Source organism: Hydrogenophilus islandicus, from assembly GCF_054657095.1.
Window position 1 is genome coordinate 1 of sequence record NZ_BAAHXE010000037.1, and the last position, 21,261, is coordinate 21,261.

22 protein-coding genes and 1 pseudogene are annotated in these 21,261 nt (G+C 65.3%); 11 read left to right on the forward strand and 12 right to left on the reverse strand.

Annotated elements, in window-relative coordinates; all coding sequences use genetic code 11:
- A pseudogene (locus tag ACYQ6T_RS09415) lies at positions 1-188 on the forward strand (hypothetical protein); the annotation flags it as partial.
- Between the two features lie 84 nt (positions 189-272).
- On the opposite strand, the gene ACYQ6T_RS09420 reads toward ACYQ6T_RS09415, so the two are convergent.
- Both ACYQ6T_RS09420 and ACYQ6T_RS09425 read right to left on the reverse strand, forming a co-directional pair.
- Positions 273-770 (reverse strand): DUF2442 domain-containing protein, encoded by a 498-nt coding sequence (locus ACYQ6T_RS09420; RefSeq protein ID WP_459830315.1) that lies wholly within the window; start codon positions 768-770, stop codon positions 273-275.
- Positions 767-1,006 carry a DUF4160 domain-containing protein gene (locus tag ACYQ6T_RS09425; RefSeq protein WP_459830317.1) on the reverse strand — a complete coding sequence of 80 codons (240 nt, stop codon included), beginning with the start codon at positions 1,004-1,006 and terminating at the stop codon, positions 767-769. The genes ACYQ6T_RS09420 and ACYQ6T_RS09425 overlap by 4 nt, the downstream gene beginning before the upstream one ends.
- Positions 1,007-1,257: 251 nt before the next feature.
- On the opposite strand from ACYQ6T_RS09425, the gene ACYQ6T_RS09430 reads away from it, so the two are divergent.
- A complete protein-coding gene (locus ACYQ6T_RS09430; protein ID WP_459830318.1) occupies positions 1,258-1,602 on the forward strand; it encodes a nucleotidyltransferase domain-containing protein in 345 nt (114 codons plus the stop codon).
- Positions 1,603-1,695: 93 nt separating this feature from the next.
- Here ACYQ6T_RS09430 and ACYQ6T_RS09435 read toward each other — a convergent pair whose 3' ends face one another.
- The 7 genes from ACYQ6T_RS09435 to ACYQ6T_RS09465 form a co-directional block, all read right to left on the reverse strand.
- Positions 1,696-2,655: a DnaJ C-terminal domain-containing protein gene (locus ACYQ6T_RS09435; protein ID WP_459830319.1), complete on the reverse strand. Its 960-nt coding sequence runs from the start codon at positions 2,653-2,655 to the stop codon at positions 1,696-1,698.
- Positions 2,656-2,741: 86 nt separating this feature from the next.
- Positions 2,742-3,182 (reverse strand): CoA-binding protein, encoded by a 441-nt coding sequence (locus ACYQ6T_RS09440; RefSeq protein WP_459830320.1) that lies wholly within the window; start codon positions 3,180-3,182, stop codon positions 2,742-2,744.
- Entirely contained in the window at positions 3,172-4,077 is a 906-nt protein-coding gene (gene gluQRS, locus ACYQ6T_RS09445) for a tRNA glutamyl-Q(34) synthetase GluQRS (protein ID WP_459830322.1), read from the reverse strand. Before gluQRS ends, ACYQ6T_RS09440 begins: the two co-directional genes overlap by 11 nt.
- The gene (locus ACYQ6T_RS09450) at positions 4,074-6,269 is read right to left on the reverse strand and encodes a RelA/SpoT family protein (protein WP_459830323.1); all 2,196 of its coding nucleotides are present in this window, start codon (positions 6,267-6,269) and stop codon (positions 4,074-4,076) included. Before ACYQ6T_RS09450 ends, gluQRS begins: the two co-directional genes overlap by 4 nt.
- Positions 6,270-6,289: 20 nt before the next feature.
- The gene (rpoZ, locus tag ACYQ6T_RS09455) at positions 6,290-6,505 is read right to left on the reverse strand and encodes a DNA-directed RNA polymerase subunit omega (protein WP_459830325.1); all 216 of its coding nucleotides are present in this window, start codon (positions 6,503-6,505) and stop codon (positions 6,290-6,292) included.
- 30 nt (positions 6,506-6,535) lie between these two features.
- Positions 6,536-7,192, reverse strand: a complete 657-nt coding sequence (gene gmk, locus ACYQ6T_RS09460) for a guanylate kinase (RefSeq protein ID WP_459830326.1) — start codon at positions 7,190-7,192, stop codon at positions 6,536-6,538.
- A gap of 15 nt (positions 7,193-7,207) precedes the next feature.
- Positions 7,208-8,074 (reverse strand): YicC/YloC family endoribonuclease, encoded by an 867-nt coding sequence (locus tag ACYQ6T_RS09465; protein ID WP_459830327.1) that lies wholly within the window; start codon positions 8,072-8,074, stop codon positions 7,208-7,210.
- Between the two features lie 48 nt (positions 8,075-8,122).
- On the opposite strand from ACYQ6T_RS09465, the gene ACYQ6T_RS09470 reads away from it, so the two are divergent.
- The 6 genes from ACYQ6T_RS09470 to metH are packed head-to-tail and all read left to right on the forward strand — an operon-like array spanning position 8,123 to position 16,395.
- A complete protein-coding gene (locus ACYQ6T_RS09470; RefSeq protein ID WP_459830328.1) occupies positions 8,123-9,043 on the forward strand; it encodes a serine/threonine protein kinase in 921 nt (306 codons plus the stop codon).
- Positions 9,044-9,055: 12 nt separating this feature from the next.
- Entirely contained in the window at positions 9,056-9,982 is a 927-nt protein-coding gene (locus ACYQ6T_RS09475) for a PP2C family protein-serine/threonine phosphatase (RefSeq protein WP_459830329.1), read from the forward strand.
- Entirely contained in the window at positions 9,982-10,716 is a 735-nt protein-coding gene (gene rph / locus ACYQ6T_RS09480) for a ribonuclease PH (RefSeq protein WP_459830339.1), read from the forward strand. Before ACYQ6T_RS09475 ends, rph begins: the two co-directional genes overlap by 1 nt.
- Positions 10,716-11,342, forward strand: coding sequence for an RdgB/HAM1 family non-canonical purine NTP pyrophosphatase (rdgB, locus tag ACYQ6T_RS09485; RefSeq protein ID WP_459830330.1), 627 nt, complete (start codon positions 10,716-10,718; stop codon positions 11,340-11,342). The genes rph and rdgB overlap by 1 nt, the downstream gene beginning before the upstream one ends.
- Positions 11,339-12,535 (forward strand): radical SAM family heme chaperone HemW, encoded by a 1,197-nt coding sequence (hemW, locus tag ACYQ6T_RS09490; RefSeq protein ID WP_459830331.1) that lies wholly within the window; start codon positions 11,339-11,341, stop codon positions 12,533-12,535. The genes rdgB and hemW overlap by 4 nt, the downstream gene beginning before the upstream one ends.
- A gap of 47 nt (positions 12,536-12,582) precedes the next feature.
- Positions 12,583-16,395, forward strand: coding sequence for a methionine synthase (gene metH, locus ACYQ6T_RS09495; protein WP_459830332.1), 3,813 nt, complete (start codon positions 12,583-12,585; stop codon positions 16,393-16,395).
- A 12-nt stretch (positions 16,396-16,407) separates the two neighbouring features.
- Here the strand turns inward: metH and ACYQ6T_RS09500 are convergent, their stop codons facing one another.
- Genes ACYQ6T_RS09500 through thiL form a run of 3 tightly spaced genes read right to left on the reverse strand, consistent with a single transcriptional unit; the run spans position 16,408 to position 18,515 of the window.
- Entirely contained in the window at positions 16,408-16,944 is a 537-nt protein-coding gene (locus tag ACYQ6T_RS09500; protein WP_459830333.1) for a CinA family protein, read from the reverse strand.
- Between the two features lie 15 nt (positions 16,945-16,959).
- Complete coding sequence (locus tag ACYQ6T_RS09505) at positions 16,960-17,445, reverse strand: phosphatidylglycerophosphatase A family protein (protein ID WP_459830334.1); 486 nt, start codon at positions 17,443-17,445, stop codon at positions 16,960-16,962.
- 11 nt (positions 17,446-17,456) lie between these two features.
- The gene (gene thiL / locus ACYQ6T_RS09510; protein ID WP_459830335.1) at positions 17,457-18,515 is read right to left on the reverse strand and encodes a thiamine-phosphate kinase; all 1,059 of its coding nucleotides are present in this window, start codon (positions 18,513-18,515) and stop codon (positions 17,457-17,459) included.
- Positions 18,516-18,572: 57 nt separating this feature from the next.
- Between thiL and ACYQ6T_RS09515 the strand changes: the two genes are divergently transcribed.
- From ACYQ6T_RS09515 to ACYQ6T_RS09525, 3 genes are all read left to right on the forward strand, one after another.
- Entirely contained in the window at positions 18,573-19,541 is a 969-nt protein-coding gene (locus tag ACYQ6T_RS09515; protein ID WP_459830336.1) for a UDP-glucuronic acid decarboxylase family protein, read from the forward strand.
- Positions 19,538-20,092 carry a hypothetical protein gene (locus tag ACYQ6T_RS09520; protein ID WP_459830337.1) on the forward strand — a complete coding sequence of 185 codons (555 nt, stop codon included), beginning with the start codon at positions 19,538-19,540 and terminating at the stop codon, positions 20,090-20,092. The genes ACYQ6T_RS09515 and ACYQ6T_RS09520 overlap by 4 nt, the downstream gene beginning before the upstream one ends.
- On the forward strand, positions 20,093-21,261 hold a 1,169-nt coding region (locus tag ACYQ6T_RS09525), incomplete at its 3' end, for an ExeA family protein (protein WP_459830338.1). It abuts the gene before it with no gap.

Genomic DNA, 21,261 nt, shown 5'->3' on the forward strand with positions numbered 1-21,261 from the left:
CGCGTCGAGCCACGCGACGAGCGCCTGCACCACCTGCCGGATCTCGTCAGGCGTACGCGCCAATTCTAGCCGAAAGAGCGCCGCAGCGATCCTTGGGACACGTCGCTCCCGTCGAGGCACTGAAGCGATGGCAGAGGAAGCGACCGGAGTTATTCAAGAAACGTGTATACAATCTCACGGGTCGCGACACCGAACAAGGGTCTCGAATGGAGGTTGCTCCCTGGGCCGTGTGTGAGCGGAGGGGTGAGGAAGAGTTGAATCCCGCCCCGCAATCAAGCGTGCACAGCAGCCTCTTCGCGGGCCGACGGAATGTGTTTGGGCAGGCTACGCCCCTGCGGACGGACCGCACTCCAGCCCAAGCAGGCAAGCCAGATGGAACGTGGGATGGGTTTTTCGCCATCGCGGTAATAGATCAGCATCCGGCGCGAGATGCCCAAGGCTTCGGCGGCTTGCTCCAGCGTCAATCCGGTTTCGTGCAGCCAGTTCCAGATGCGCTCATGACCGATGCCGCCCGCCTGCTCGACAGCCAGGTTGCGCAGATTATCAGCAGCCAATTCAAGCTCGCCTTCGATCCATTCCACGTAATGTCCAAAAGAGCCCACCCTGGCCTGGGCGAAGAGGGCTTTGTCATTGAGGGGAGCGAGCGCTTGGGTGGTGTGGATCCATTCGCTCAGGTCAACCTCAAAGACTTGACCGTCGGCGTAGGTCAGGCGCAAGCGGTAGTCGGGCAAGGCTTTGACCGCGGTGAGGGTGAAGTGTTTTTTGCTCATCCTTGCAACTCCTCAAAGATTTGGGCCAGCCACGCCTGGCGTTCTTTGGCCCATGTCAGCACCTCAGCGATTTCCCGCACGGCGACCCGCCCATGGATGATCTCGATGGGGTCGATGCGCACCCACGCTTCGCGTCCATCGTTCAACTCGACGTGGAAGTGCGGCGGCGGATGGTCTCTCGGGTTGATCCGAACCCGGCAATGGGCAAAGCGCTGGATGACGGGCATGCAGCTCATAATAGTGCAATGGTTGCACGTTGTCAAGTGTAGCGCTTGTTTGGCGTAAAATAGCGCCGCAGCCTCATGACCGGCTCAATGGTGCCTTGATGATTGACAACGATAGCGGCTAAAAGCTCCTCTTCGTACCCCCCGGAAATGATGAATCGGCACGTACACCTGACGAGATCCGGGAGGGGGTGGCGAAGTCCAAGAGCTTTTGAAGGTTGACATGATGCTTGCGGAACGGATGGCGCGCTGGGCGCACGCACATGAGCGGATGGCGGACCCAAATCGACGAGGGGGCACGGATTCAGGTGAGACTCGATCAAAAAACCATAGCCATCATCAAAACAGAGGTTGCCCGAATGCTGGGCGACAACGTCACGATCCGGTTGTTTGGCAGCCGTGCCGACGATTCGCAGCGCGGAGGCGATATCGACTTGCTGATAGAAATCCCGCAACCGCTCCCGCACCGCATCGTGATGGAATGCAAGATTGCAGCAGCACTTTTTATCAAACTGGGCGGGCGCAAGGTCGATGTGCTGATCAAAGATCCCACGATGCCGCCACGGCCCATTGATCAGATGGCCAATTCCCAGGGGGTCGTGCTATGAACGCGAACGATCTTGTTCCATGGCCTACGCCGTGGAGCACGGACTCCTGGAGCGCCGGACAGGGCTGAGCGGCGATACAGCGGGACGCGAGACCTAACCAGCGCTTTGCGCTCGGGCGTCGAACCCGGGGAAGGCGCGCGCGAGCGCTTCGAACGCCGCGCGTTGGGCGTCGCTTTTCGGCTCCGGCACCACCACTGTGAGTTCCAGATAAAGGTCGCCCGGGGGGTTGCCGGGAATGCCGCGCCCTTTGACCCGTAGGGTCTTACCACTCTGCGCCGCTGCTGGTACCCGCACCTTGAGGCTCGTGCCGTCGGGTAGGGTTACCGGGACGACGGCACCGAGCGCCGCTTCCCACGGCGCGAGCGGCAGTTTCCGGTGGACGTCGCGCCCTTCCACCCGGTAGTCGGAATTGGGGCGGAAGTGGACTTCAAGGAGCAGGTCGCCGTTGGGTCCGCCGTTGATCCCGGGGCCGCCGAGCCCTGCGAGGCGAATCACCTGCCCTTCGCGCACCCCTTGCGGGATCTTTACCTCCACCGTGCGGCTTTTGAGGGTGACCCGACCGCTCGCGTCGACGACGGGGGCGCGCAGCGTGATCTGCTTCGTGCCGCCGCGGTAGACGTCTTCGAGGTCGAGGAGCACCTTGGCGTGGTGGTCTTCGCCGCGGAAGGGGTGGCCGCCACCTGTACGGGCGTGGCGCGTTTGGCTGCCCATCCGGCCGAAGAGTTCGGCGAAGAAGTCGGAGAAGTCGCCGAGGTCGGCGGCGTCAAAGGGGTGGCTGCTGCGAAACTCGAACCCTGCGTCCCATCCGGGGGGTGGGCGGAACTCTTGCCCTGCCTGGTAGTGGGCGCCGAGCTGGTCATAGGCGGCGCGCTTTTCCGGGTCGGAGAGGACGGTGTAGGCCTCGTTGATCGCCTTCATTTTCTGCTCGGCGTCGGGCTCTTTCGAGACGTCGGGGTGGTATTGACGCGCGAGCTTGCGGTAGGCCTTTTTGATCTCCTCCTGGGTCGCGGTGCGCGGCACGCCGAGAATCTGGTAGTAGTCGCGAAATTCCATCTTTTCGGCCTTTGTCTTTTCAGGGTGACGCCATTATTGTGGTGGCAGCGGGGGGCGCTTTCAAGTGGGGGCGGGCTTGGGGCGCGTCAAGGGGTGAGCAGCCGCTGATGTTCGACCTTGAGGCAGAGGTCTTGGACGACGATGACGCCCCGCGCCCTGAGCGGTTCGACGGCAGCGTCATTGCGGATCCCGAGTTGCAGCCAGAAGGCGCGACACCCTTTGGCGAGCGCCTCTTCGACCACCGGCGGGACCTCGTCAGGACGGCGAAAGACATCGACGAGGTCGATCGGTTCGGGAATCGCCAAGAGCGACGGGTAGCAGGGGATCCCCTCCCAGGTAGCGAGCCGCGGGTTGACCGGGAAAATGGTGTAACCGACCGTCTGCAGGTAGCGGGCGACGCGGTAGCTGGGACGGTCGGGTTTGTCGGAGATGCCGACCACCGCGATCGTGCGGATGGCGGTGAGGAGTTGCCGGATCTCCTCGGGGCTGGGGTTGGGTAGTGGAGCGACGAGCGGGTCAGAGGTCATGGCAGTGGCCTTTCAATGTGGCAGGAATGAGGGTCAGGTTCCAGTGGGCGACGGCCCACGCGACGATTTCGTCCGGCCGGGCGCGTTGGAGTTCAACGGGGGGATTTTGCCCGAGAAAGGCGAGCGCGGCAACGAGGCCGCGGGCGAGGCGCACGGGGTCGTCGTGGGGGAGCATCGGGGCGAGGTTCTGTTTGGAGAGCTTCTGGCCGTTTGGGGCAAGCGCTACCGGTACGTGAGCGTAGTGCGGCAGGGGTAGTTCGAGGGCGCGAGTGAGCGCGATCTGGCGCGCGGTGGAGCCGAGGAGGTCGGCACCGCGCACGACATGGGTGACGCCGATCAGGGCGTCGTCGACCACCACCGCCAGTTGGTACGCGGCAACGCCATCAGCGCGCCAGACGATGAAGTCACCCGCGTCGCGGGGAAGATCTTCGCGAAGGGGCCCTTGGATGCGGTCGGTGAAGTCGATCACTTCCGTTGTGCGGTAGCGCCACGCGCGGGCCGTTTTGCCGGGGGCAAGTCCGTTGCGGCAGGTGCCGGGGTAACGAGGACTGCCGTCGATCGCACGGGGGGCGTCGGCGAGCTCTTTGCGGGTGCAGCCGCAGGGGTAGAGGCGGTTGGCGCGAAGGAGTGTTTCAAAGGCTGCCCGGTAGGCCTCTTGGTGGCGCGATTGCCAGGTGACTGCGCCGTCCCAGGTGAGGCCGCACGCTTCGAGCTGTCTCCTGATGAGGTCGGCAGCGCCCGGGACGACGCGGGGGGTGTCGAGATCGTCGATCCTCAGGTGCCACGTGCCGTTGTGGGCGCGAGCGTCGCAGTAGCTCGCGAGCGCGGCGACGAGGGAGCCGAAGTGGAGCGGCCCGGTGGGGGAGGGGGCGAAGCGTCCGACGTAGCGGCTCATGACTCCTGTTCGCGCTGGACGCGGAGCACCCCGTCGGTCCGGCGGAGCCGCTTGATGAGGCGGGCAAGGTGGACGCGGTCGCGGACTTCGACGACGAAGTGGATGAGGGTGGTGGCGTCCGACTGGGCGTCGAGGTCGACGTGGACAATGTTCCCCTCCTCTTGGGCGATCGCCGAGCTGATCCGGGCGAGCATCCCGATGCGGTCGCGCGCGATCACTTTGAGGCCAGCGGGAAAGCGCCGCTCAGAAGGGAGCGGTTCGGCCCACGCGGCTTCGATCCAGCGCGGTTTGCCGCCCCGCCGCACGACGGGGCATTCGGCGCGGTGGATGTCGAGGCCGTGCCCTTGGCGCAGGAGCCCGACGATCGCGTCGCCCGGGATCGGCCGGCAGCAGGGGGCGAAGGTGATCGACGCGTCGCGCGTTTCGCCCACTTTGAGGCGGGAAAGCGGTTGGGGTTTGAGGACGCCGCCGCGGCCGCTCTCCTGATCCTGCGCGGCAACCAGGGTTTCGGCGACCGCGATCGCGTTGCGGTGGCCGAGCCCAATCTCTTGCAGGAGCTGGTTCCTGCTTTTGCCGGAGAGTTGCCGCAGGAGCCGCTCCCACGCGAGCGTCGAGATCGCTCCCAAGGTGAGGCCATAGGGGCGCAGCGCCTGGTCGAGGAGCCGTTCGCCGAGATAGACCGCCTGCTCCTGCTTCTCTTGTTTGAGGAAGCGGCGGATTGCGGTGCGGGCGCGCGCCGTGCGGACGAAGTTGAGCCACGCGGGGTTGGGGCTTGGGGTGGCGCTGGTGATGATCTCGACGCGGTCGCCGTTACTGAGTTCCGTGCGCAGCGGCATCAGCTCTCCGTTGATGCGGCAGGCGATCGCTTTGTGGCCTACTTCGGAGTGGATCGCGTAGGCGAAGTCGACGGCGGTGGCGCCGCGCGGCAGCGAAAAGATTTCGCCGCGGGGGGAGAAGACGAAGACTTCGTTGGGGTAGAGGTCGATTTTGACCGCGTCGAGAAAGTCGCCCGCTTCGTCGGTGGGGAGTTCGAGGAGCGATTCGAGCCACGCACGGGTCTGCCGCTCGGTGGGGCTTGCCGCTTCGCCGCTTTTGTAGAGCCAGTGGGCGGCGACCCCCTGTTCGGCGAAGCGGTGCTGCTGGAGCGTCCGGATCTGGATCTCGAGCGGGATCCCCTGCGGGCCGATCACCGTGGTGTGGAGCGACTGGTAGCCGTTGGGTTTGGGGAGCGCGATGTAGTCCTTGAGTTTGCCGGGGATCGGTTTGAAGTGGCGGTGGATCGCGCCGAGCGCGAGGTAGCAGCTCGGTTCGTCGCGGGTGACGATCCGGAGGCCAAAAAGGTCGAGCACCTGGTCAAACGTGAGGTGCCTCTGCTGCATCTTTTGGTAGATCGAGTAGAGGTGCTTTTCCCGGCGGTAGATTTCGGCGGTGATCCCCCATTCGGCGAGGGCGGCGCGGACCGTTTCGTGGAGTTGTTCGAGGAGCTGGGCGTTTGCGCCCCGCGCAGTCTCTACCGCGGCGGCGAGCACCGCGTGGCGCCAGGGGTGTTCGGCGGCAAAGGCGAGGTCTTGGAGCTCGCGAAAGAGGGCGTTCAACCCCAGGCGGTGGGCGATCGGGGCGAAGATCTCGAGCGTTTCGTGGGCGATCCGTCGCCGCTTCGCCGGTTTGAGCGCCGCGAGGGTGCGCATGTTGTGGAGCCGGTCGGCGAGTTTGATGAGGATCACCCGGATGTCTTGCGCCATTGCAAGAAACATTTTGCGGAAGTTCTGCGCCTGGGCCTCTTCGACGCTTTGCGATTCGAGCTTTTCGAGTTTGGTGAGGGCGTCGACGAGTTCGGCCACCGTACTCCCGTAGCGGTGGGCGATTTCGACCTTTTTGACGCCACAATCTTCGATGACGTCGTGAAGGAGCGCCGCAATGATGCCGTTGTCGTCAATCCGCCAGCGGGCGACGATCTCGGCGACGGCAATCGGGTGGGTGACGTAGGGCTCGCCGCTCGCGCGGGTCTGCCCTTCGTGCGCCCAGGCGGCAAAGTGGGCCGCGTCGTCGACGCGGGCAAGGGCTGGCCCCGAGAGGTAGGTGGCGAGCGTCTTGCGCAGTCCCCCGTACGCCGTCGGGATGGCTTTGGGTTGAAAAGAGGGGGAGGGGGGTGCCGGCGGGGCAGCCGCGTCACGGATCGGGGCGTCTGCCATCGCCGTGCTTCCGGGATGGGTCAGGTGGTCCGTTTTTCGAGAATATCGGGGCGAACGGCACCCGCGGCGATCTCACGCAGCGCAATCACCGTCGGTTTGTCCTTGCTGTGGGGTTTGAGGGGGATCAGCGGTTCGGCCCCGAGGCTCAGTTGCCGGGCGCGGGTGGCCGCGACCAGCGTCATCTCGAAGCGGTTCGGGATCTTTTTCAGACAGTCGTCAGCAGTGATACGGGCCATCGTCGGTTCCTTCAGTTCGGGGTTTCACAATTATGGAGTACAGCGAGCAAGCTCGGCAAAGAGCGCGGGGTGGCGGGCGCGCTGCTTGGCAGTGCGGCACCGCTCGGCGCTCACGACTGCGCGGAGCTGCTCGGTGGCAGTTTCCAGGGAGTCGTTGATGATAGCATAGTCGAATTCATCGACGTGGCGAAGCTCCTCGCGGGCGTTCGCGAGCCTTCGGGCGATGACCGCGTCGGAGTCCGACGCCCGCTTTCTCAGGCGCGCTTCGAGTTCGGCAAAGGAGGGGGGGAGGATGAAGATCGAGACGAGGGCGGGGAAGCGCGCTTTGACTTGCCGCGCCCCCTGCCAGTCGATCTCAAGGAGGACGTCGCGGCCGGCAGCGAGTTCCGTTTCGACCCATGAACGGCCGGTGCCGTAGCAGTTCCCATGGACTTCGGCCCATTCGAGGAACTGCTCGGCGGCGACCATTGCGCGAAACTGCTCGGGGGTGACGAAGTGGTAGTGGACGCCGTCGATCTCGCCCGGGCGGGGCGGCCGGGTGGTGTAGGAGACCGAGAGGCGCAGCTGCGGGTCGTGCGCGATCAGGCGATGGACGAGGGTGGTTTTGCCCGCGCCCGACGGGGCGGTGATGACAAAGAGGCTTCCGGCGCTCGCGGGGGCGGGGTTAGGGGGGGCGGTCGGGGTCATCGCTCATTCCTCACGCTATTCGATATTCTGCACCTGTTCGCGCATCTGTTCGATCACCACCTTCATCTCCAGCGCAATGCGGGAGAGTTCGGGAAGCGCTGCTTTTGCGGAAAGGGTGTTCGCTTCGCGGTGAAACTCCTGCATGAGGAAGTCGAGCCGTTTGCCGACCGGTTCAGCGCGTTGGAGAGTGTGGTCGAGTTCGGTCAGGTGGGCGTCGAGCCGGTCGAGCTCTTCAGCGATATCGACGCGCTGGGCGTAGAGGGCAACCTCTTGCCGGATCCGGTCGGCGGTCTCGGCGGTGGTGATCGGTTGCAGGGCGTTTGTGAGTTGCGCTTCCCAGGCCCGTTGCGCCTCAGGGGCGATCGCGCGGGCTTGGGCAAGGAACTCGCGCAAGCGCGCGGCGCGCTCGATGAGCGCTGCTGCGAGCTGTGCCCCTTCGCGGGCGCGGTGGGCGACGAGCTCATCGAGCGTCGCGTCGAACGCGGCAAGGAGTTGGGCGCGCAGCGCCGTTTCGTCGCTGGGGGGAGCGGCAAGGAGCCCCGGCCAGTGGACGATTTCGGCCACCGACAACGGGCGCGCATTCGGAATGCGGGCAAGGATCGCCGTTTGCAGGTCGGCAAGCAGGGTGAGCACCTGGGGGTCCAACGCCGGCAATGTGCTCTTTGTGGCCTGCTGAAGTTGCAACCGCACCTCGACTTTGCCCCGTTTGATCCGCGCCGCGAGCCGCTGCCGCAGTTCCGGTTCGAGCGCCCGCCACGGGTCGGCGAGGCGAAAGGAGAGGTCGAGAAAGCGATTGTTGACGCTGCGCATCTCCCATACTGCCTCTGTTGCCGGGTCAAGCGGCAGGCGCTGGGTGGCAAACGCCGTCATGCTGTAAATCATCACCGGGCTCGCTATAATCGTTCCTTGCCATTCTAACCGGTTGCCGCGATGGTGGAAAGGGGAAACGTCCCGCTCCCCGAGGGGTGGTTGATCGAAGGGTACCGCATCCGGTCGCTGATCGCGCGCGGCGGCTTCTCTTTTGTCTATCGGGTGGTGGGAAAGGATGGGAAACCATACGCGCTCAAGGAGTATTTCCCCCACGAGATGGTGGTGCGCCCCGAGAAGGAGGTGGAGCCGACGATCGTGCCGGGGAAAGAGAAGGCCTTCTATTTCGGTTTGAAGTGTTTTTTCGACGAAGGGCGGACACTCGCGCAGATCAGCCATCCTAACATCGTGCGCGTCTTCAACCTCTTTCGCGCCTTTGAGACGATCTACCTGGCGATGGCCTATGAAGCGGGGATGAGTCTGCACCGCTACATCCGCGAGAAGGGGGGACGACTGCGCGAGACCTTCATCCGCGTGCTCCTGTTGCGTCTGCTCTCGGCACTGCGCGAGGTCCATGCCCACAAGTTACTCCATCTCGACCTAAAACCGGCGAACGTCCTGCTGCGCAAAGGGGGGGATCCGGTGCTCATCGATTTCGGCGCGGCACGTCAGGGGATCGCCTACGAGATGGATTGGGTGCGGACGATGTTTACCCCCGGTTTTGCCCCGCCGGAGCAGTTGCAGGCGCAGAAGGAGCGGATCGGGCCGTGGACCGATCTCTACGCGTTGGGCGGGATCGCTTTTGCCTGCATCACTGGGGTATCGCCCCCTCGGGCCGAAGAGCGGCAGAAGAGTGACTCCGTTCCGGGGAGATTGGCCGACTTTCGCGGCACCTACAGCGACGAGCTCTTGGCGCTGGTGGAGAGCATGTTGGCGCTCGAGCCCGAGAAGCGGCCGCAAAGCGCTTACCAGATCTTCAAGCAGCTCAACGAGAGCACCTTTCCCTTGACCCGAATGGGCGCCACCGTGATCGGTGGCGATTGACGAGGAAAAGCAATGCGTTTTGCCGTTTTTCAAGCGACTTCGGTGGGCGATCGCGTTAAGAATGAAGATCGGGCAGGGTACAGCTACTCCCGCGAGGCGCTCCTGATGGTGGTGGCTGACGGGATGGGTGGCCACATGGCCGGGGATCGCGCTGCCGAGGTTGCAGTGCTCGTTTTGGCGAAAGCCTTTTCGCTCGTCGCGAAACCGCGGGTGCCCGATCCGGCAACCTTCTTGGCGCATGCCTTCATCGACGCCCATTTTGCCGTGAACGAGATCGTCGCGAAGAGCGACGGGGAACGCGATCGCCAGCCGCGAACCACCCTCGTTGCCGCGCTGGTGCAAGAGGGGGTCGTATGGACGGCCCATGTGGGGGACTCGCGCTGTTACCACCTGCGTGCCGGCAAGGTCCTCTTTCGCACGAGTGACCACTCGCAAGCGCAGCTCCTCCTGCAGCAAGGGGAGCTTTCCGAGGCCGAGTTGCGCCACCACCCGGCACGTAACCGGCTGTTGGCGTCGATCGGCGGGCAGGAGGTGCCGCGGGTCGAATTTGGCCGCCGCATTACCCTCCAGCCCAACGACGTCATCGCACTCTGTTCCGACGGGTTGTGGGGGCAGCTCGACGACAGCGAGATCGCGAGTCGCCTCGCTGCGCCGAACTTGGAGTGGGCGACCCAGTCGCTCGTCGATGAGGCGGTGGTGCGCGCCGCGGGGCGGTCGGACAATGTGACGCTGCTGACCATGCGCTGGCTCGAAGCGAGCGCCAGCGATGAGAAGACGGCGTGGCTCGACACGAGCCAGACGACAGGGTGCGTGACCTCGATCTTCACCCAGGTCGAGGAGACCGCGCCGAGCGATTTCCTCCTTACCGATGAGGATGTGGAGCGGGCGATCGAGGAGATCAACGAGACGATCGAGAAATTTCGGAGAGATCGCGGATGATGCGCAGTTTTGAGCGTGCCGCAGATGCGCTGCGGCCGGTGACGATCACCCCCCATGTCGCCCCGTACGCCGAGGGGTCGGCGCTGATCGCGATGGGGCATACGCGGGTGTTGTGCACGGCGACGGTCGATGAGCGGGTGCCGCCCCACTGTAAAGAACGGGGCGGAGGGTGGGTGACTGCGGAGTACGGGATGTTGCCGCGCGCGACTCATACCCGCAACGACCGCGAGGCGGTGCGCGGTAAACAGAGTGGTCGAACGCAGGAGATCCAGCGGCTTATTGGCCGCAGCCTCAGGATGGCCGTCGACCTCGAGCGGTTGGGGCCACGGCAGATCATCCTTGACTGCGACGTGCTCCAGGCCGACGGGGGGACGCGGTGCGCGGCGATCACTGGCGCGTGGGTAGCGCTGGCGCACGCGTGCGCGCGGCTCGTTGCCGACGGGGTCGTGGCCGCTTCCCCCCTCACCGCACAGGTGGCTGCGGTTTCGGTCGGGGTCGTCGCCGGGGTGCCGCTCCTTGACCTCGATTACGCCGAAGATTCGCAGTGCGACTTCGACATGAACGTGGTGATGAACGACCGGGGTGAGCTCGTGGAACTGCAGGGAACCGCCGAACGGCAAGGGTTACCGCGAGAGACGCTCCTTGCGCTCCTCGACTTCGCCGAAAAGGGGTTGAAGCAGCTCTTTGCGCTGCAGCGGGAGGCGTTGGCTGCGGGCAGCGGTGGAGGGGCGTGATGGCGCAAGATGCGGTCACCGTGGTGCTCGCGAGCGACAACGCCGGGAAACTTGCGGAACTTTCAGCGCTCCTTGCCCCTTTGGGGGTCACCCTCCAACCCCAAGGGGCGTTCGGCGTTCCTGCGGCGAGCGAACCGTATGCGACCTTTCTCGAAAATGCCCTTGCCAAAGCGCGCCATGCGGCGCGGCTCACGGGCCATCCGGCTCTTGCCGACGATTCAGGTCTGGTGGTACCGGCGCTCGGTGGCGCTCCGGGCGTACGCTCGGCGCGCTTTGCCGGTGAGCCGAGATCAGACGTGCGCAACAACGAAAAGCTCCTTGCGGCGGTTGCGGGCCTCTCACGCGAGGAGCGGGCGGCCTACTACTACGCGTGTCTGGTCTTTGTTGCCCACGCCGATGACCCCACTCCGTTTGTCGCTGAAGGGCGGTGGTGGGGGGTGATCGCGGATGCCCCGCGCGGCGAAAGGGGGTTTGGCTACGATCCCCTCTTTTTCGACCCCGCGCTCGGGAAAACCGCGGCGGAGCTTACCCCGAGCGAGAAGAACGCCCGCAGCCACCGTGGGCAGGCGGTCGCGAAGCTGGTCGCGGCGTGGCCGGAGCTCGTTGCGGCTCTTCCCCATAGATGAGCGGGCACGCTTTCCCGCCCCTCACGCTCTACATCCACGTGCCGTGGTGCGTGCGGAAGTGCCCCTATTGCGACTTCAATTCTCACCCGCAGCGGGGGGCGATCCCCGAGGAGGCCTTTCTTGCGGCGCTCACCGCCGATCTTGCCGCCGACGCCGCGTGGGTGGGTGATCGGGCGATCGAAGCGATCTTTTTCGGCGGCGGGACGCCGAGTCTCCTCTCGGCCGAGACGATCGCGGCGATCCTTACCCGAGTCCGGTCGATGCTCCCCGTTACCGATGAGGCCGAGGTGACGCTCGAAGCCAACCCCGGCGCGACAGAGATCGGGGCGTTTGCGGCGTGGCGGGAGGCAGGGGTCAATCGCGTCTCGATTGGCGTTCAGAGTCTCGATCCCCAGGGGCTTACGGTACTCGGGCGCATCCACGACGCGGCAACGGCCAAGGAGGCGGTTGCCGCAGCACTGAAACACTTTCCCCGCGTCAATGCCGACCTCATCACCGGTTGGCCGGGTCAGACGCCCGAAGGGGCGGCGGCGGAAGTCGCAGAACTGCTCGCCCTTGGGGTGCGCCACCTCTCGCTCTATGAACTGACGATCGAACCCAATACTCCGTTTGCCGCTTCTCCCCCCAAGGGACTTCCCGACGAGGAGGAACTTGTCGCGATCGAGACGGCGGTTCTCGAGCGCGTCGCCCGCGCGGGGCTTGCCCGCTACGAGGTGAGCGCCTACGCTGCGCCCGACCACCGCTGCCGCCACAACCTCAACTACTGGACCTTCGGCGACTACCTCGGGATTGGTCCGGGGGCGCACGGCAAGATCACCCGCCCCGAGGGGGTGTTGCGCACCCGCAAGCGCGCCCATCCGAACGACTATCTCAGCGTGTTGCCGGCGCTCGATGGGCAATCGTTCTCGCCGCTTTGTGTCGCTCACTACGCCAACCCTTTCGCGGCCGAAGCGCAGTGGGTCGCGCGCGAGGTGCTCCCCTTTGAGTTCATGATGAACGCGCTGCGCCTCGCAGAGGGGGTAGCGAAGGAGCTCTTCACCGCGCGCACGGGGCTCCCCTTTGCGGTGATCGCGCCCACCTGGGAGCGGCTCGTCGCCCGCGGCTGGGTTGAACCGGCGGAGGTGCGGTTGGCCTGTACCTCGCTCGGGTGGCGCTACCTCAATAGCGTCCTCGAAGCGTTCCTGCCGGTGTGATATGCTTACCGGTTCTCTTCGAATCGAATAACAGACGGATCCTGGTGATGCAGCCCGACCGAACCGCGTGCCTCACGGCGCTTCTCACTGAACGGGTGCTCCTGCTTGACGGAGCGATGGGGACGATGATTCAGCAGTACCGCTTCACGGAAGAGGATTATCGCGGTACGCGCTTTGCCGACCACCCCGTCGAACTCAAAGGGAACAACGACCTGTTGACGCTCACCCAGCCCGAGGCGATCGCGGCGATCCATCGCGCCTACCTCGAGGCCGGGGCGGACCTCATCGAAACGAACACTTTCAACAGCACCCGGGTGTCGCAAAGCGACTATGGTCTCGAGGCGCTCGCGTACGAACTCAACTACGCCGGGGCGCACCTGGCGCGGCAGCTCGCCGACGAATACACGGCGCGCAATCCCGACCGCCCCCGCTTTGTCGCCGGCGTCTTGGGGCCGACGTCGAAGACGCTGTCGCTTTCGCCCGACGTCAACGACCCTGGCTTTCGCGCGATCACTTTCGATGCCTTGGCTGACGACTACTTCGACGCGGCGCGGGGGCTTGTCGACGGGGGGGCGGATCTCCTCTTGATCGAGACGGTCTTCGACACCCTCAACGCCAAAGCGGCCCTCTACGCGCTCGAGCGGCTCTTTGCCGAGCGCGGCGCGCGCCTTCCGGTGATGATCTCCGGCACGATCACCGACGCCGCGGGGCGGACCCTCTCCGGACAGACTCCTGAAGCCTTTTGGGCAAGCCTTGCCCACGCCCGGCCGCTCACCTTCGGCTTCAACTGTGCCCTCGGCGCGCGGGAGTTGCGCCCCCACATCGAGGCGATCGCCCGCGTCTGCGACACCTTTGTCTCCGCCCACCCCAACGCTGGCCTGCCCAACCCGTTGGCGCCGACCGGTTACGACGAGACACCTGAAATGCTCGCCGCGGAGGTCGAGGGGTGGCTCGCCGACGGCCTGGTCAATCTCGTCGGCGGCTGCTGCGGCACGACCCCGGCGCACATCGCGGCGCTTGCGGAGCTCATTCCCCGCTACCCCCCGCGGCGGCGGCCCGAGCCGTCGCGCACCCTCGTACTCGCGGGGCTAGAGCCGCTCGTCGTCGATGCGACCACCGGGTTCATCAACATCGGCGAGCGCACCAACGTCGCCGGGTCGCGGCAGTTCGCCCGCCTGATTCGGGAAGAGCGGTTCGACGAGGCGCTCGCGGTTGCGGCGCAGCAGGTGGCTGCGGGGGCGCAGGCGATCGACGTCAACATGGACGACGCGATGATCGACGCGGTGAGTGCGATCGACCGCTTCTTGAAGCTCGTCGCGGCGGAGCCGGAGATCGCGCGCGTGCCGGTGATGGTCGACTCGTCGCGCTGGGAGGCCGTCGTCGCAGGACTCAAGTGCCTGCAGGGGAAGGGGATCGTCAATTCGATCTCGCTCAAGGAGGGCGAAGCGGTCTTCCTTGCCCAGGCGCGCGAGGCGCGGCGTCTCGGCGCCGCGGTGGTCGTGATGTGTTTCGACGAGATGGGGCAGGCCGACACCTTCGAACGCAAAATCGCGATCGCCGAGCGGGCCTACCGCTTGCTCGTAGAGGATGGCTTTCCCGCGCACGAGATCATCATCGACCCCAACGTCTTCGCGATCGCGACAGGGATTCCCGAACACGACCGCTACGCGCTCGATTTCATCGAAGCGGTGCGCTGGATCCACGCGAATCTTCCCGACGCGAAGACGAGCGGCGGGATCTCCAACGTCTCCTTTTCGTTTCGCGGCAACGAACCGGTGCGCGCGGCGATGCACACTGTCTTTCTCTACCACGCGATCGCCGCGGGACTGACGATGGGGATCGTCAATGCTGGCCAGCTCGGGATCTACGACGAGCTCGACCCGGAGCTGCGCCAATACGTGGAAGACGCGATCCTCTGCCGCCGTCCCGACGCGGCGGAGCGGCTGATCGCCTACGCGCAGGCACTTGCGGAGCAGCAGAAAGGGGATGCGCCAGCCCAGAGGGAGGAGCAGGCGTGGCGCGCGTGGCCGGTTGCGGAGCGGCTCAAACACGCGCTCGTCAAGGGGATCACCGATTTCATCGTCGAAGATACCGAGGCGATGCGGCAGCAGTTTGCTGCCGAAGGGAAGGGGCCACTCGCGGTGATCGAAGGGCCGCTGATGGCTGGGATGAACGTGGTCGGTGACCTCTTCGGCGCCGGGAAGATGTTTCTCCCGCAGGTGGTGAAGTCGGCGCGGGTGATGAAGATGGCGGTCGCCCATCTCCTCCCCTTTATTGAAGCGGAGAAGGCGGCGAGCGGCAACACCGCAGCCAAGGGCAAGGTGGTGATCGCTACTGTCAAGGGGGATGTGCACGATATCGGCAAAAATATCGTCAGCGTGGTGCTCGCGTGTAACGGTTATGAGGTGATCGACCTCGGGGTGATGGTGCCGTGCGAAAAGATTCTCGCGGAGGCGAAAGCCCAGCGGGCCGACGCAATCGGCCTATCGGGGTTGATCACCCCCTCGTTGGAAGAGATGGCCCATGTCGCGAAGGAGATGCAGCGGCAGGGGTTTACGGTGCCGCTCCTGATCGGCGGGGCGACGACGAGCCGCACCCATACGGCGGTGAAGATCGCCCCCCACTACGACGTCGGCGTGGTGTGGGTGCCCGACGCATCGCGCGCGGTCGGGGTGGTCTCGGCGCTGCTTTCCACCGAACGCGAGCGCTACCTCCAGAACGTGAAAGAGGAGTACCAGCGGATCCGTGAGCGCCACGCGCAGAAAAAGGGTTATCGGGTGGTGCCGCTCGAGGTCGCGCGGCAGAGGGCTTTTGCTACGGACTGGCAGCGCTACACGCCGCCGCAACCGGTGTGCGAAGGGGTGTGGCACGAGACGGTGCCGCTCGCGACGCTGGTGCGCTACATCGATTGGGGGCCCTTTTTCCAGACCTGGGACCTGAGCGGCCCCTTTCCTGCGATTCTCACTGATGCGACGGTCGGGGCAACGGCGCAGCAGCTCTTTCGCGATGCGGTTGCGCTCCTCGCCGCGCTCGTCGCTGCTGACCCCCACTCGCGCGGTGTCACTGTGGCGTGGCCGGAGGAGGTGCGCGCGCTCTTCCCCGACGGGGTTTCCCCCCTTGCTGACGGGATCGTAGGCGAAGCGGGGGCACTTGCGGCGCGCGCTGTCTGGGGGCTCTTTCCCGCGCAGCGGGTCGCGTTTGAGGATATTGCCTGCTACCCCCCCGGAACGCGACCGTGGTTTGACGCGGCGGTGGCGCCGCTGATGGTCTGGCATGGCCTACGCCAGCAGCACGAGCGCCCTGCCGATCAGCCCTACTATGCGCTCGCCGATTTCATCGCGCCGCCAGGAGTACCCGACTGGTTGGGGGCGTTTGCCGTTACCGCCGGCGTTGGGATCGAGCCGCTCCTTGCCGCCTATGAGGCGCGGCACGACGACTACCACGCGATTCTCCTCAAAGCGGTTGCCGACCGGCTTGCCGAAGCGTGCGCAGAGTGGCTGCATGAACGGGTGCGCCGCGTCGACTGGGGGTACGCGGCCGATGAGCAGCTCTCACCCGATGATCTGATCGCCGAACGCTACCGCGGCATCCGCCCCGCGCCGGGTTACCCCGCCTGCCCTGACCACACCGTGAAGCGCGACCTCTTCGCGTTGCTTGGGGCTACCGAGCGGATCGGGATGACGCTCACCGAGAGTTTCGCGATGGTCCCCGCGGCGAGCGTCGCCGGTTTCTATTTCAGCCACCCTGAGGCGCGCTACTTTGCGATCCCGCGCATCGGCGAAGATCAGCTCCGCGATTGGGCGAAGCGAACGGGCTTCGCGCTCGACGAGGCGGAGCGGTGGCTCGCGCCGGTTCTCTAGGTTTTCTGGGCACTACCCTTCGGGCGTCAGGCGCGCGATCAGCTCCTCTAGGGCCCAGAGGGCGCTCGCTACCCGCACCGCGGCACGGTTACCGCGAAAGTGGCGGGTCGCGGTGGCTACCCCGTCGGGACCTGCCCAGGCGCAGCAGACCCTCCCGACCGGTTTCGTCGCGGTGCCGCCGGTAGGGCCGGCGATTCCGGAGACTGCAACGGCCCACGTCGCCCCAGTGCGCTCCTGCGCCCCGAGCGCCATCTCGCGCACTGTCTCCTCCGAGACGGCGCCGCGCTGGGCAAGCGTATCAGGGGAGACTCCGAGGAGCGCCACTTTTGCGCGGTTGGCGTAGGTAACGAAGCCATATTCAAACCACGCCGAGCTCCCCGAGACGCTCGTGATCGCTGCGGCAATGAGTCCCCCCGTGCACGATTCGGCGGTCGCGACCGTCGCGTGGTGGGCCTGCAGCGCTTCGCCGAGCCGCTGGGCGACGGCGTGCAATGGGGGTGGAACGTCGAAGAGGACGGGAGTGTCTGGTTCTGAAGGGGCGATCGTCATCGTCGGCTCCTGAGGTCACGGCAAAAGGGCGTAGTGGCGTGCGGTCGCAACGACGAGGAGCGTCATCGCGGCGGCGACGAGGTCGTCGATCATGATCCCCACGCCGCCTGAGAAACGTCGTTCGACCGCCCCGATCGGCCACGGTTTGGCGATGTCGAAGAGGCGAAAGAGGAGCACCGCAACGAGTTGCAGGTCAAAACGCTCGGGGAGGAGCAGGAGCACCCACCAGAGCGCGACGATCTCGTCCCAGACGACCGCCCCGGGGTCGTCGTCCCCGAGCGCCCGGGCGGTGACGCCACACGCCCAGAGGCCGAAGAGGGTCGCGGCGACGAGCCAGGCGACGAGGGTGAGATCCCCCATCTGGTGGCGCAGGAGCGGCCAGAGGAACCATCCGGCAAGGGTCCCCACCGTGCCTGGAGCCCAGCGCGCAAGGCCGCTTCCGAAACCAAGCGTGAGGAAGTGGACGGGGTGAAGAAGCAAACGATACGCAGGTTCTCTCATCGTGCGGCTTCCTATGGGCGATCCTCCTCGGGCGCACCGTCGCGGAACGGATCCCACCCTTGAGGGGAGAGCGGCCGGATCGTTCCGTCCGTCTCTTCGATGAGCAGCATCTGCCCCTCTGCCGGTCGGGGGATCACCGTGCCGATGCGGTGGACGGCAATCCCGGCAGCCGCTGCCGCAGCGGCGACCGCGTCGCGCTGAGCGACCGGCGCGGTGAAGAGGAGCTCATAGTCGTCGCCGCCGCCGAGGAGCGCACGATAGGCGACCTCAAGCGGCGCGCCGCCGGCAATCAGGGGGGAGAGGGGCAGCGCCGCGTGGTGCAAGAGGAGCGCGAGCTCCGGGCGGTTCTCGACGAGGTGGGTCGCGTCTTGGGTGAGCCCATCGGAGAGATCGAGCATGGCACTCGCGACCCCGCGCAGCGCTACCCCGAGTGCGACCCGCGGTTCAGGCCGTTCGAGCGCGTCGATCCACTCTGCCGCACCCGGAAGGGTCGCCGGAAGCTCGCCGCGCCGCACCGCGAGCCCCAACGCCGCGCGCCCCGGGTAGCCACTCACCCAGAGGTCGTCCGTAACTCTCGCGGTGTCACGGCGAATCGCTTCGCCGCGCGGGACCGAGCCGAGCGCGGTGATCGTGACGGTGAGCGGCCCGCGCGTCGTGTCGCCGCCGACGAGCGCCGCGCCGTAGCGGCTGGCACACGCCGCGAGCCCCGCCGCGAACCGCTCGAGCCAGGTGGGATTTGCGGCGGGGAGGGTGAGGGCGAGGAGAAACGCTTCTGGGGTTGCCCCCATCGCGGCGAGGTCGGAGAGATTGACTGCGAGCGCCTTCCACCCGAGCGCCTCGGCGTCGACGTCGGGAAAAAAGTGGCGGCCGGCGACGAGGGTGTCGGTGGTGACCGCGAGCATAGGCGGGTACTTTTCCGCGCTGCTCGACCGCTCTCTTTGCGGCGTCCCCGCGCGGGGCCAGGTGAGGAGCGCCGCGTCGTCACCGATCCCCACCTCGCCAGGCTGCAGAGGCGGGGTTAGTGCGGCAAAATAGCGCCGGATCAGCGCGAATTCGGTCGTTGGCGTCATAAAACCGGGAGCGAAGGGCAAAAAGTTGCTACAATGAACGAAAAGGAGAAATGTACCATGTCGCCGGGATTGGAGCGCACGAAACGGATCTTGGTCACGGGGGGGGCTGGATTTATCGGCTCACACCTCTGCCGTCGGCTTTTGGGCGAAGGGCATGAGGTGCTGTGCGTCGACAACTTCATCACCGGTCAGAAGCGCAATATCAAGCCGCTTCTCGACAACTACCGTTTTGAATTCATCCGCCATGACGTCAACGAACGGCTCTACGTCCAAGTCGATCAGATCTACCATCTGGCGTGCCCGGCCTCTCCCATCCGCTACCAGTTTGACCCGGTGGCCACCGTGCAGACCTCGGTCGTGGGGTCGATCAACATGCTCGAGCTTGCCCGGCGTACCCGCGCGCGGATCTTGCAGGCGTCCACCAGCGAAGTCTATGGCGATCCGGAGGTCCATCCCCAGAGGGAAGATTACTGGGGGCGGGTCAATCCCATCGGCCCGCGCGCCTGTTACGACGAAGGAAAACGGTGCGCCGAAACCCTCTTCTTCGATTACCACCGCGAGTTCCGGGTCGACATCAAGGTGGTCCGGATCTTCAACACCTATGGACCCCATATGGACCCGCAGGATGGGCGCGTCGTCTCCAATTTCATCGTCGCGGCGCTGAAAGGGGAGCCCTTGACGGTTTATGGCGATGGGCGTCAAACCCGGTCACTCTGCTATGTCGACGATCTCGTCGACGGGTTGATCCGGATGATGGCGCAACCGAAAGAGTTTACCGGACCGGTCAATCTCGGCAATCCCCACGAATTGACGATTCTGGAGCTTGCCGAAACGATCCGCGAGCTTACCGGCTCGCGCTCGGAGATCGTTTTTTGCCCGTTGCCGCAAGACGATCCACGCCAGCGTTGCCCCGATATTACGCTCGCGCGCGAACAGCTGGGTTGGGCGCCGAAGACCCCCCTCAAGGAGGGGCTGGTTAAGACGATTGCTTACTTCGACGCGCTGTTGCGCGAGGAGGGACGATGAGGTTTGGGGTTGCTGGGAACGTGAGACGGTTTGCCGTTGGGTTTCTTGTCCTTGCCCTCGCAGGGGTCGATGCCGCGCAGGCGTTCGTTGAAGATGAGTTTCGCCCGCCTGAAGAGGATGCACCCCCTTTTGACGTTCCCGAGACGGGGCTCTTTTTTCCGCGGATCATCTACGATGAGCATGGTGACGATGTGACCCGCGTCCCTTACCACCCCACCGGTTACAACGACACCGCGTTTGTCAAGCGCGAAAAGTTCCAGATCCTCAAGTGGCAGCAAGACCCGCCCAACTTCGTGATTATCTTTGTTGAAGATTCGACTCCTTACCAATACGAAAAAGCGGAGGTCGATATTCGTGTCCGGATTGGCCACTTTGACCGCTTGCGCAACCTCATTCCCGCCAACGAGGTGGTGCGCACGGGGATTCCGATCCAGAAAGGGATCAATCGGATTCCGATCAACATCATGAATTACAAGGGGGATATCGTGCAGGCGAACATCGTCGGCGTGCGGATGAAACAGTCCTACCAGCCGATCGAATTGGGGGATTGAATGTACCTCGAGTTTTTCCACTTTGCCCGTCCTCCGTTTGCCAATACGGCCGACCCGGCATTCTTTTTCGCGAGCGCTGCCCACCGCGAAGCTTTGGCGACACTCCTCTACGGAATCGATGGGCGCAAAGGGCTTTGTCTCCTCACCGGCCCGGTGGGGAGCGGCAAGACGATGCTGCTGCGTAAACTCGTTGCTGACCATCCCGAATACCGTTCCCTTTTTCTGACCAATCCCTGGCTCAGCCCCAACGAGCTCTTTGCCCTCCTCGTTCAGGGGTGGGGGGGTGAGGCCCCTTCTGGCAGCGGGGTCGAGCCGCTTGCGCTCCTTCACAAGATGTTGAGCGACGAGGTGACGAAGCAGGAGGAGCTTCGCTTCGTGTTGCTCGTCGACGAGGCTCATCTTCTTCCCGAGGGCTCGCTCGAGGCGGTGCGGCTGCTGCTTAATTTGGAGGAGCCTCGTGGTAAACTGGTGCAGATAGTCTTGAGCGGCCAGGAGGAGCTTGCCCCGCTCCTCAAACAGCACCACATGCGGCCGCTCTTGCAGCGGGTGGCGCTTGTCGAACATCTGCGGCCGTTTGACCTCGACGATACGATCGGTTACGTGCAGCATCGCCTCCGCACCGCTGGTGGCGACCCCTACCTCTTTCCTCGCCCCTGTCTGGAGTGGATCCACCGCGCCAGTCGCGGCGTTCCTCGCCTGATCAACCAGATCTGCGACCACGCGCTGATCTTCGCCTATGGCCGCCAGTCGCGCACCGTCGAGCGGCAAGACGTCGAAGCGGCGCTGGCGAAACTGCCGCTCGGCGCGGTCTTTCTCGAACCCGAGCCGGTGCGCGAACCCCCCGCCGCTGCGCAAGCAGCAAGCGATACCGGTGCTCCATCGGATCGTCCGACGCCGAGTGAGACGAATGGATCCCCAGAGCCTGCGGTAGAGGAGCGGCCTGCTGAGGAGGTTCCCTCGCTCTCCCCGGGACCTTCGGTCGCGGCGCTCGGCGAGCCGGGGGGGCAGGCGTTTGCTGACGCCCAAAAGGCAGCGTCGGGAACACCGGGGGCATGGGCGTTTGCTGACGTCCAAGGGGTGACTCCGGGAATAATGGGACCTCCTTCTTCCCCGTCCCCCCCAGCCGCCGAGAGCCGCCGGCCGTCGCTGTCGCCGCTGCTCCTTCAAGT

What these genes read in the sequence shown, in the direction of transcription:
- ACYQ6T_RS09420 (WP_459830315.1), bottom strand. Translation starts at nt 770, where the DNA reads ATGAGCAAAAAACACTTCACCCTCACCGCGGTCAAAGCCTTGCCCGAC.
- ACYQ6T_RS09425 (WP_459830317.1), bottom strand. Translation starts at nt 1,006, where the DNA reads ATGAGCTGCATGCCCGTCATCCAGCGCTTTGCCCATTGCCGGGTTCGG.
- ACYQ6T_RS09430 (WP_459830318.1), top strand. Translation starts at nt 1,258, where the DNA reads ATGAGCGGATGGCGGACCCAAATCGACGAGGGGGCACGGATTCAGGTG.
- ACYQ6T_RS09435 (WP_459830319.1), bottom strand. Translation starts at nt 2,655, where the DNA reads ATGGAATTTCGCGACTACTACCAGATTCTCGGCGTGCCGCGCACCGCG.
- ACYQ6T_RS09440 (WP_459830320.1), bottom strand. Translation starts at nt 3,182, where the DNA reads ATGACCTCTGACCCGCTCGTCGCTCCACTACCCAACCCCAGCCCCGAG.
- gluQRS (WP_459830322.1), bottom strand. Translation starts at nt 4,077, where the DNA reads ATGAGCCGCTACGTCGGACGCTTCGCCCCCTCCCCCACCGGGCCGCTC.
- ACYQ6T_RS09450 (WP_459830323.1), bottom strand. Translation starts at nt 6,269, where the DNA reads ATGGCAGACGCCCCGATCCGTGACGCGGCTGCCCCGCCGGCACCCCCC.
- rpoZ (WP_459830325.1), bottom strand. Translation starts at nt 6,505, where the DNA reads ATGGCCCGTATCACTGCTGACGACTGTCTGAAAAAGATCCCGAACCGC.
- gmk (WP_459830326.1), bottom strand. Translation starts at nt 7,192, where the DNA reads ATGACCCCGACCGCCCCCCCTAACCCCGCCCCCGCGAGCGCCGGAAGC.
- ACYQ6T_RS09465 (WP_459830327.1), bottom strand. Translation starts at nt 8,074, where the DNA reads ATGATTTACAGCATGACGGCGTTTGCCACCCAGCGCCTGCCGCTTGAC.
- ACYQ6T_RS09470 (WP_459830328.1), top strand. Translation starts at nt 8,123, where the DNA reads ATGGTGGAAAGGGGAAACGTCCCGCTCCCCGAGGGGTGGTTGATCGAA.
- ACYQ6T_RS09475 (WP_459830329.1), top strand. Translation starts at nt 9,056, where the DNA reads ATGCGTTTTGCCGTTTTTCAAGCGACTTCGGTGGGCGATCGCGTTAAG.
- rph (WP_459830339.1), top strand. Translation starts at nt 9,982, where the DNA reads ATGCGCAGTTTTGAGCGTGCCGCAGATGCGCTGCGGCCGGTGACGATC.
- rdgB (WP_459830330.1), top strand. Translation starts at nt 10,716, where the DNA reads ATGGCGCAAGATGCGGTCACCGTGGTGCTCGCGAGCGACAACGCCGGG.
- hemW (WP_459830331.1), top strand. Translation starts at nt 11,339, where the DNA reads ATGAGCGGGCACGCTTTCCCGCCCCTCACGCTCTACATCCACGTGCCG.
- metH (WP_459830332.1), top strand. Translation starts at nt 12,583, where the DNA reads ATGCAGCCCGACCGAACCGCGTGCCTCACGGCGCTTCTCACTGAACGG.
- ACYQ6T_RS09500 (WP_459830333.1), bottom strand. Translation starts at nt 16,944, where the DNA reads ATGACGATCGCCCCTTCAGAACCAGACACTCCCGTCCTCTTCGACGTT.
- ACYQ6T_RS09505 (WP_459830334.1), bottom strand. Translation starts at nt 17,445, where the DNA reads ATGAGAGAACCTGCGTATCGTTTGCTTCTTCACCCCGTCCACTTCCTC.
- thiL (WP_459830335.1), bottom strand. Translation starts at nt 18,515, where the DNA reads ATGACGCCAACGACCGAATTCGCGCTGATCCGGCGCTATTTTGCCGCA.
- ACYQ6T_RS09515 (WP_459830336.1), top strand. Translation starts at nt 18,573, where the DNA reads ATGTCGCCGGGATTGGAGCGCACGAAACGGATCTTGGTCACGGGGGGG.
- ACYQ6T_RS09520 (WP_459830337.1), top strand. Translation starts at nt 19,538, where the DNA reads ATGAGGTTTGGGGTTGCTGGGAACGTGAGACGGTTTGCCGTTGGGTTT.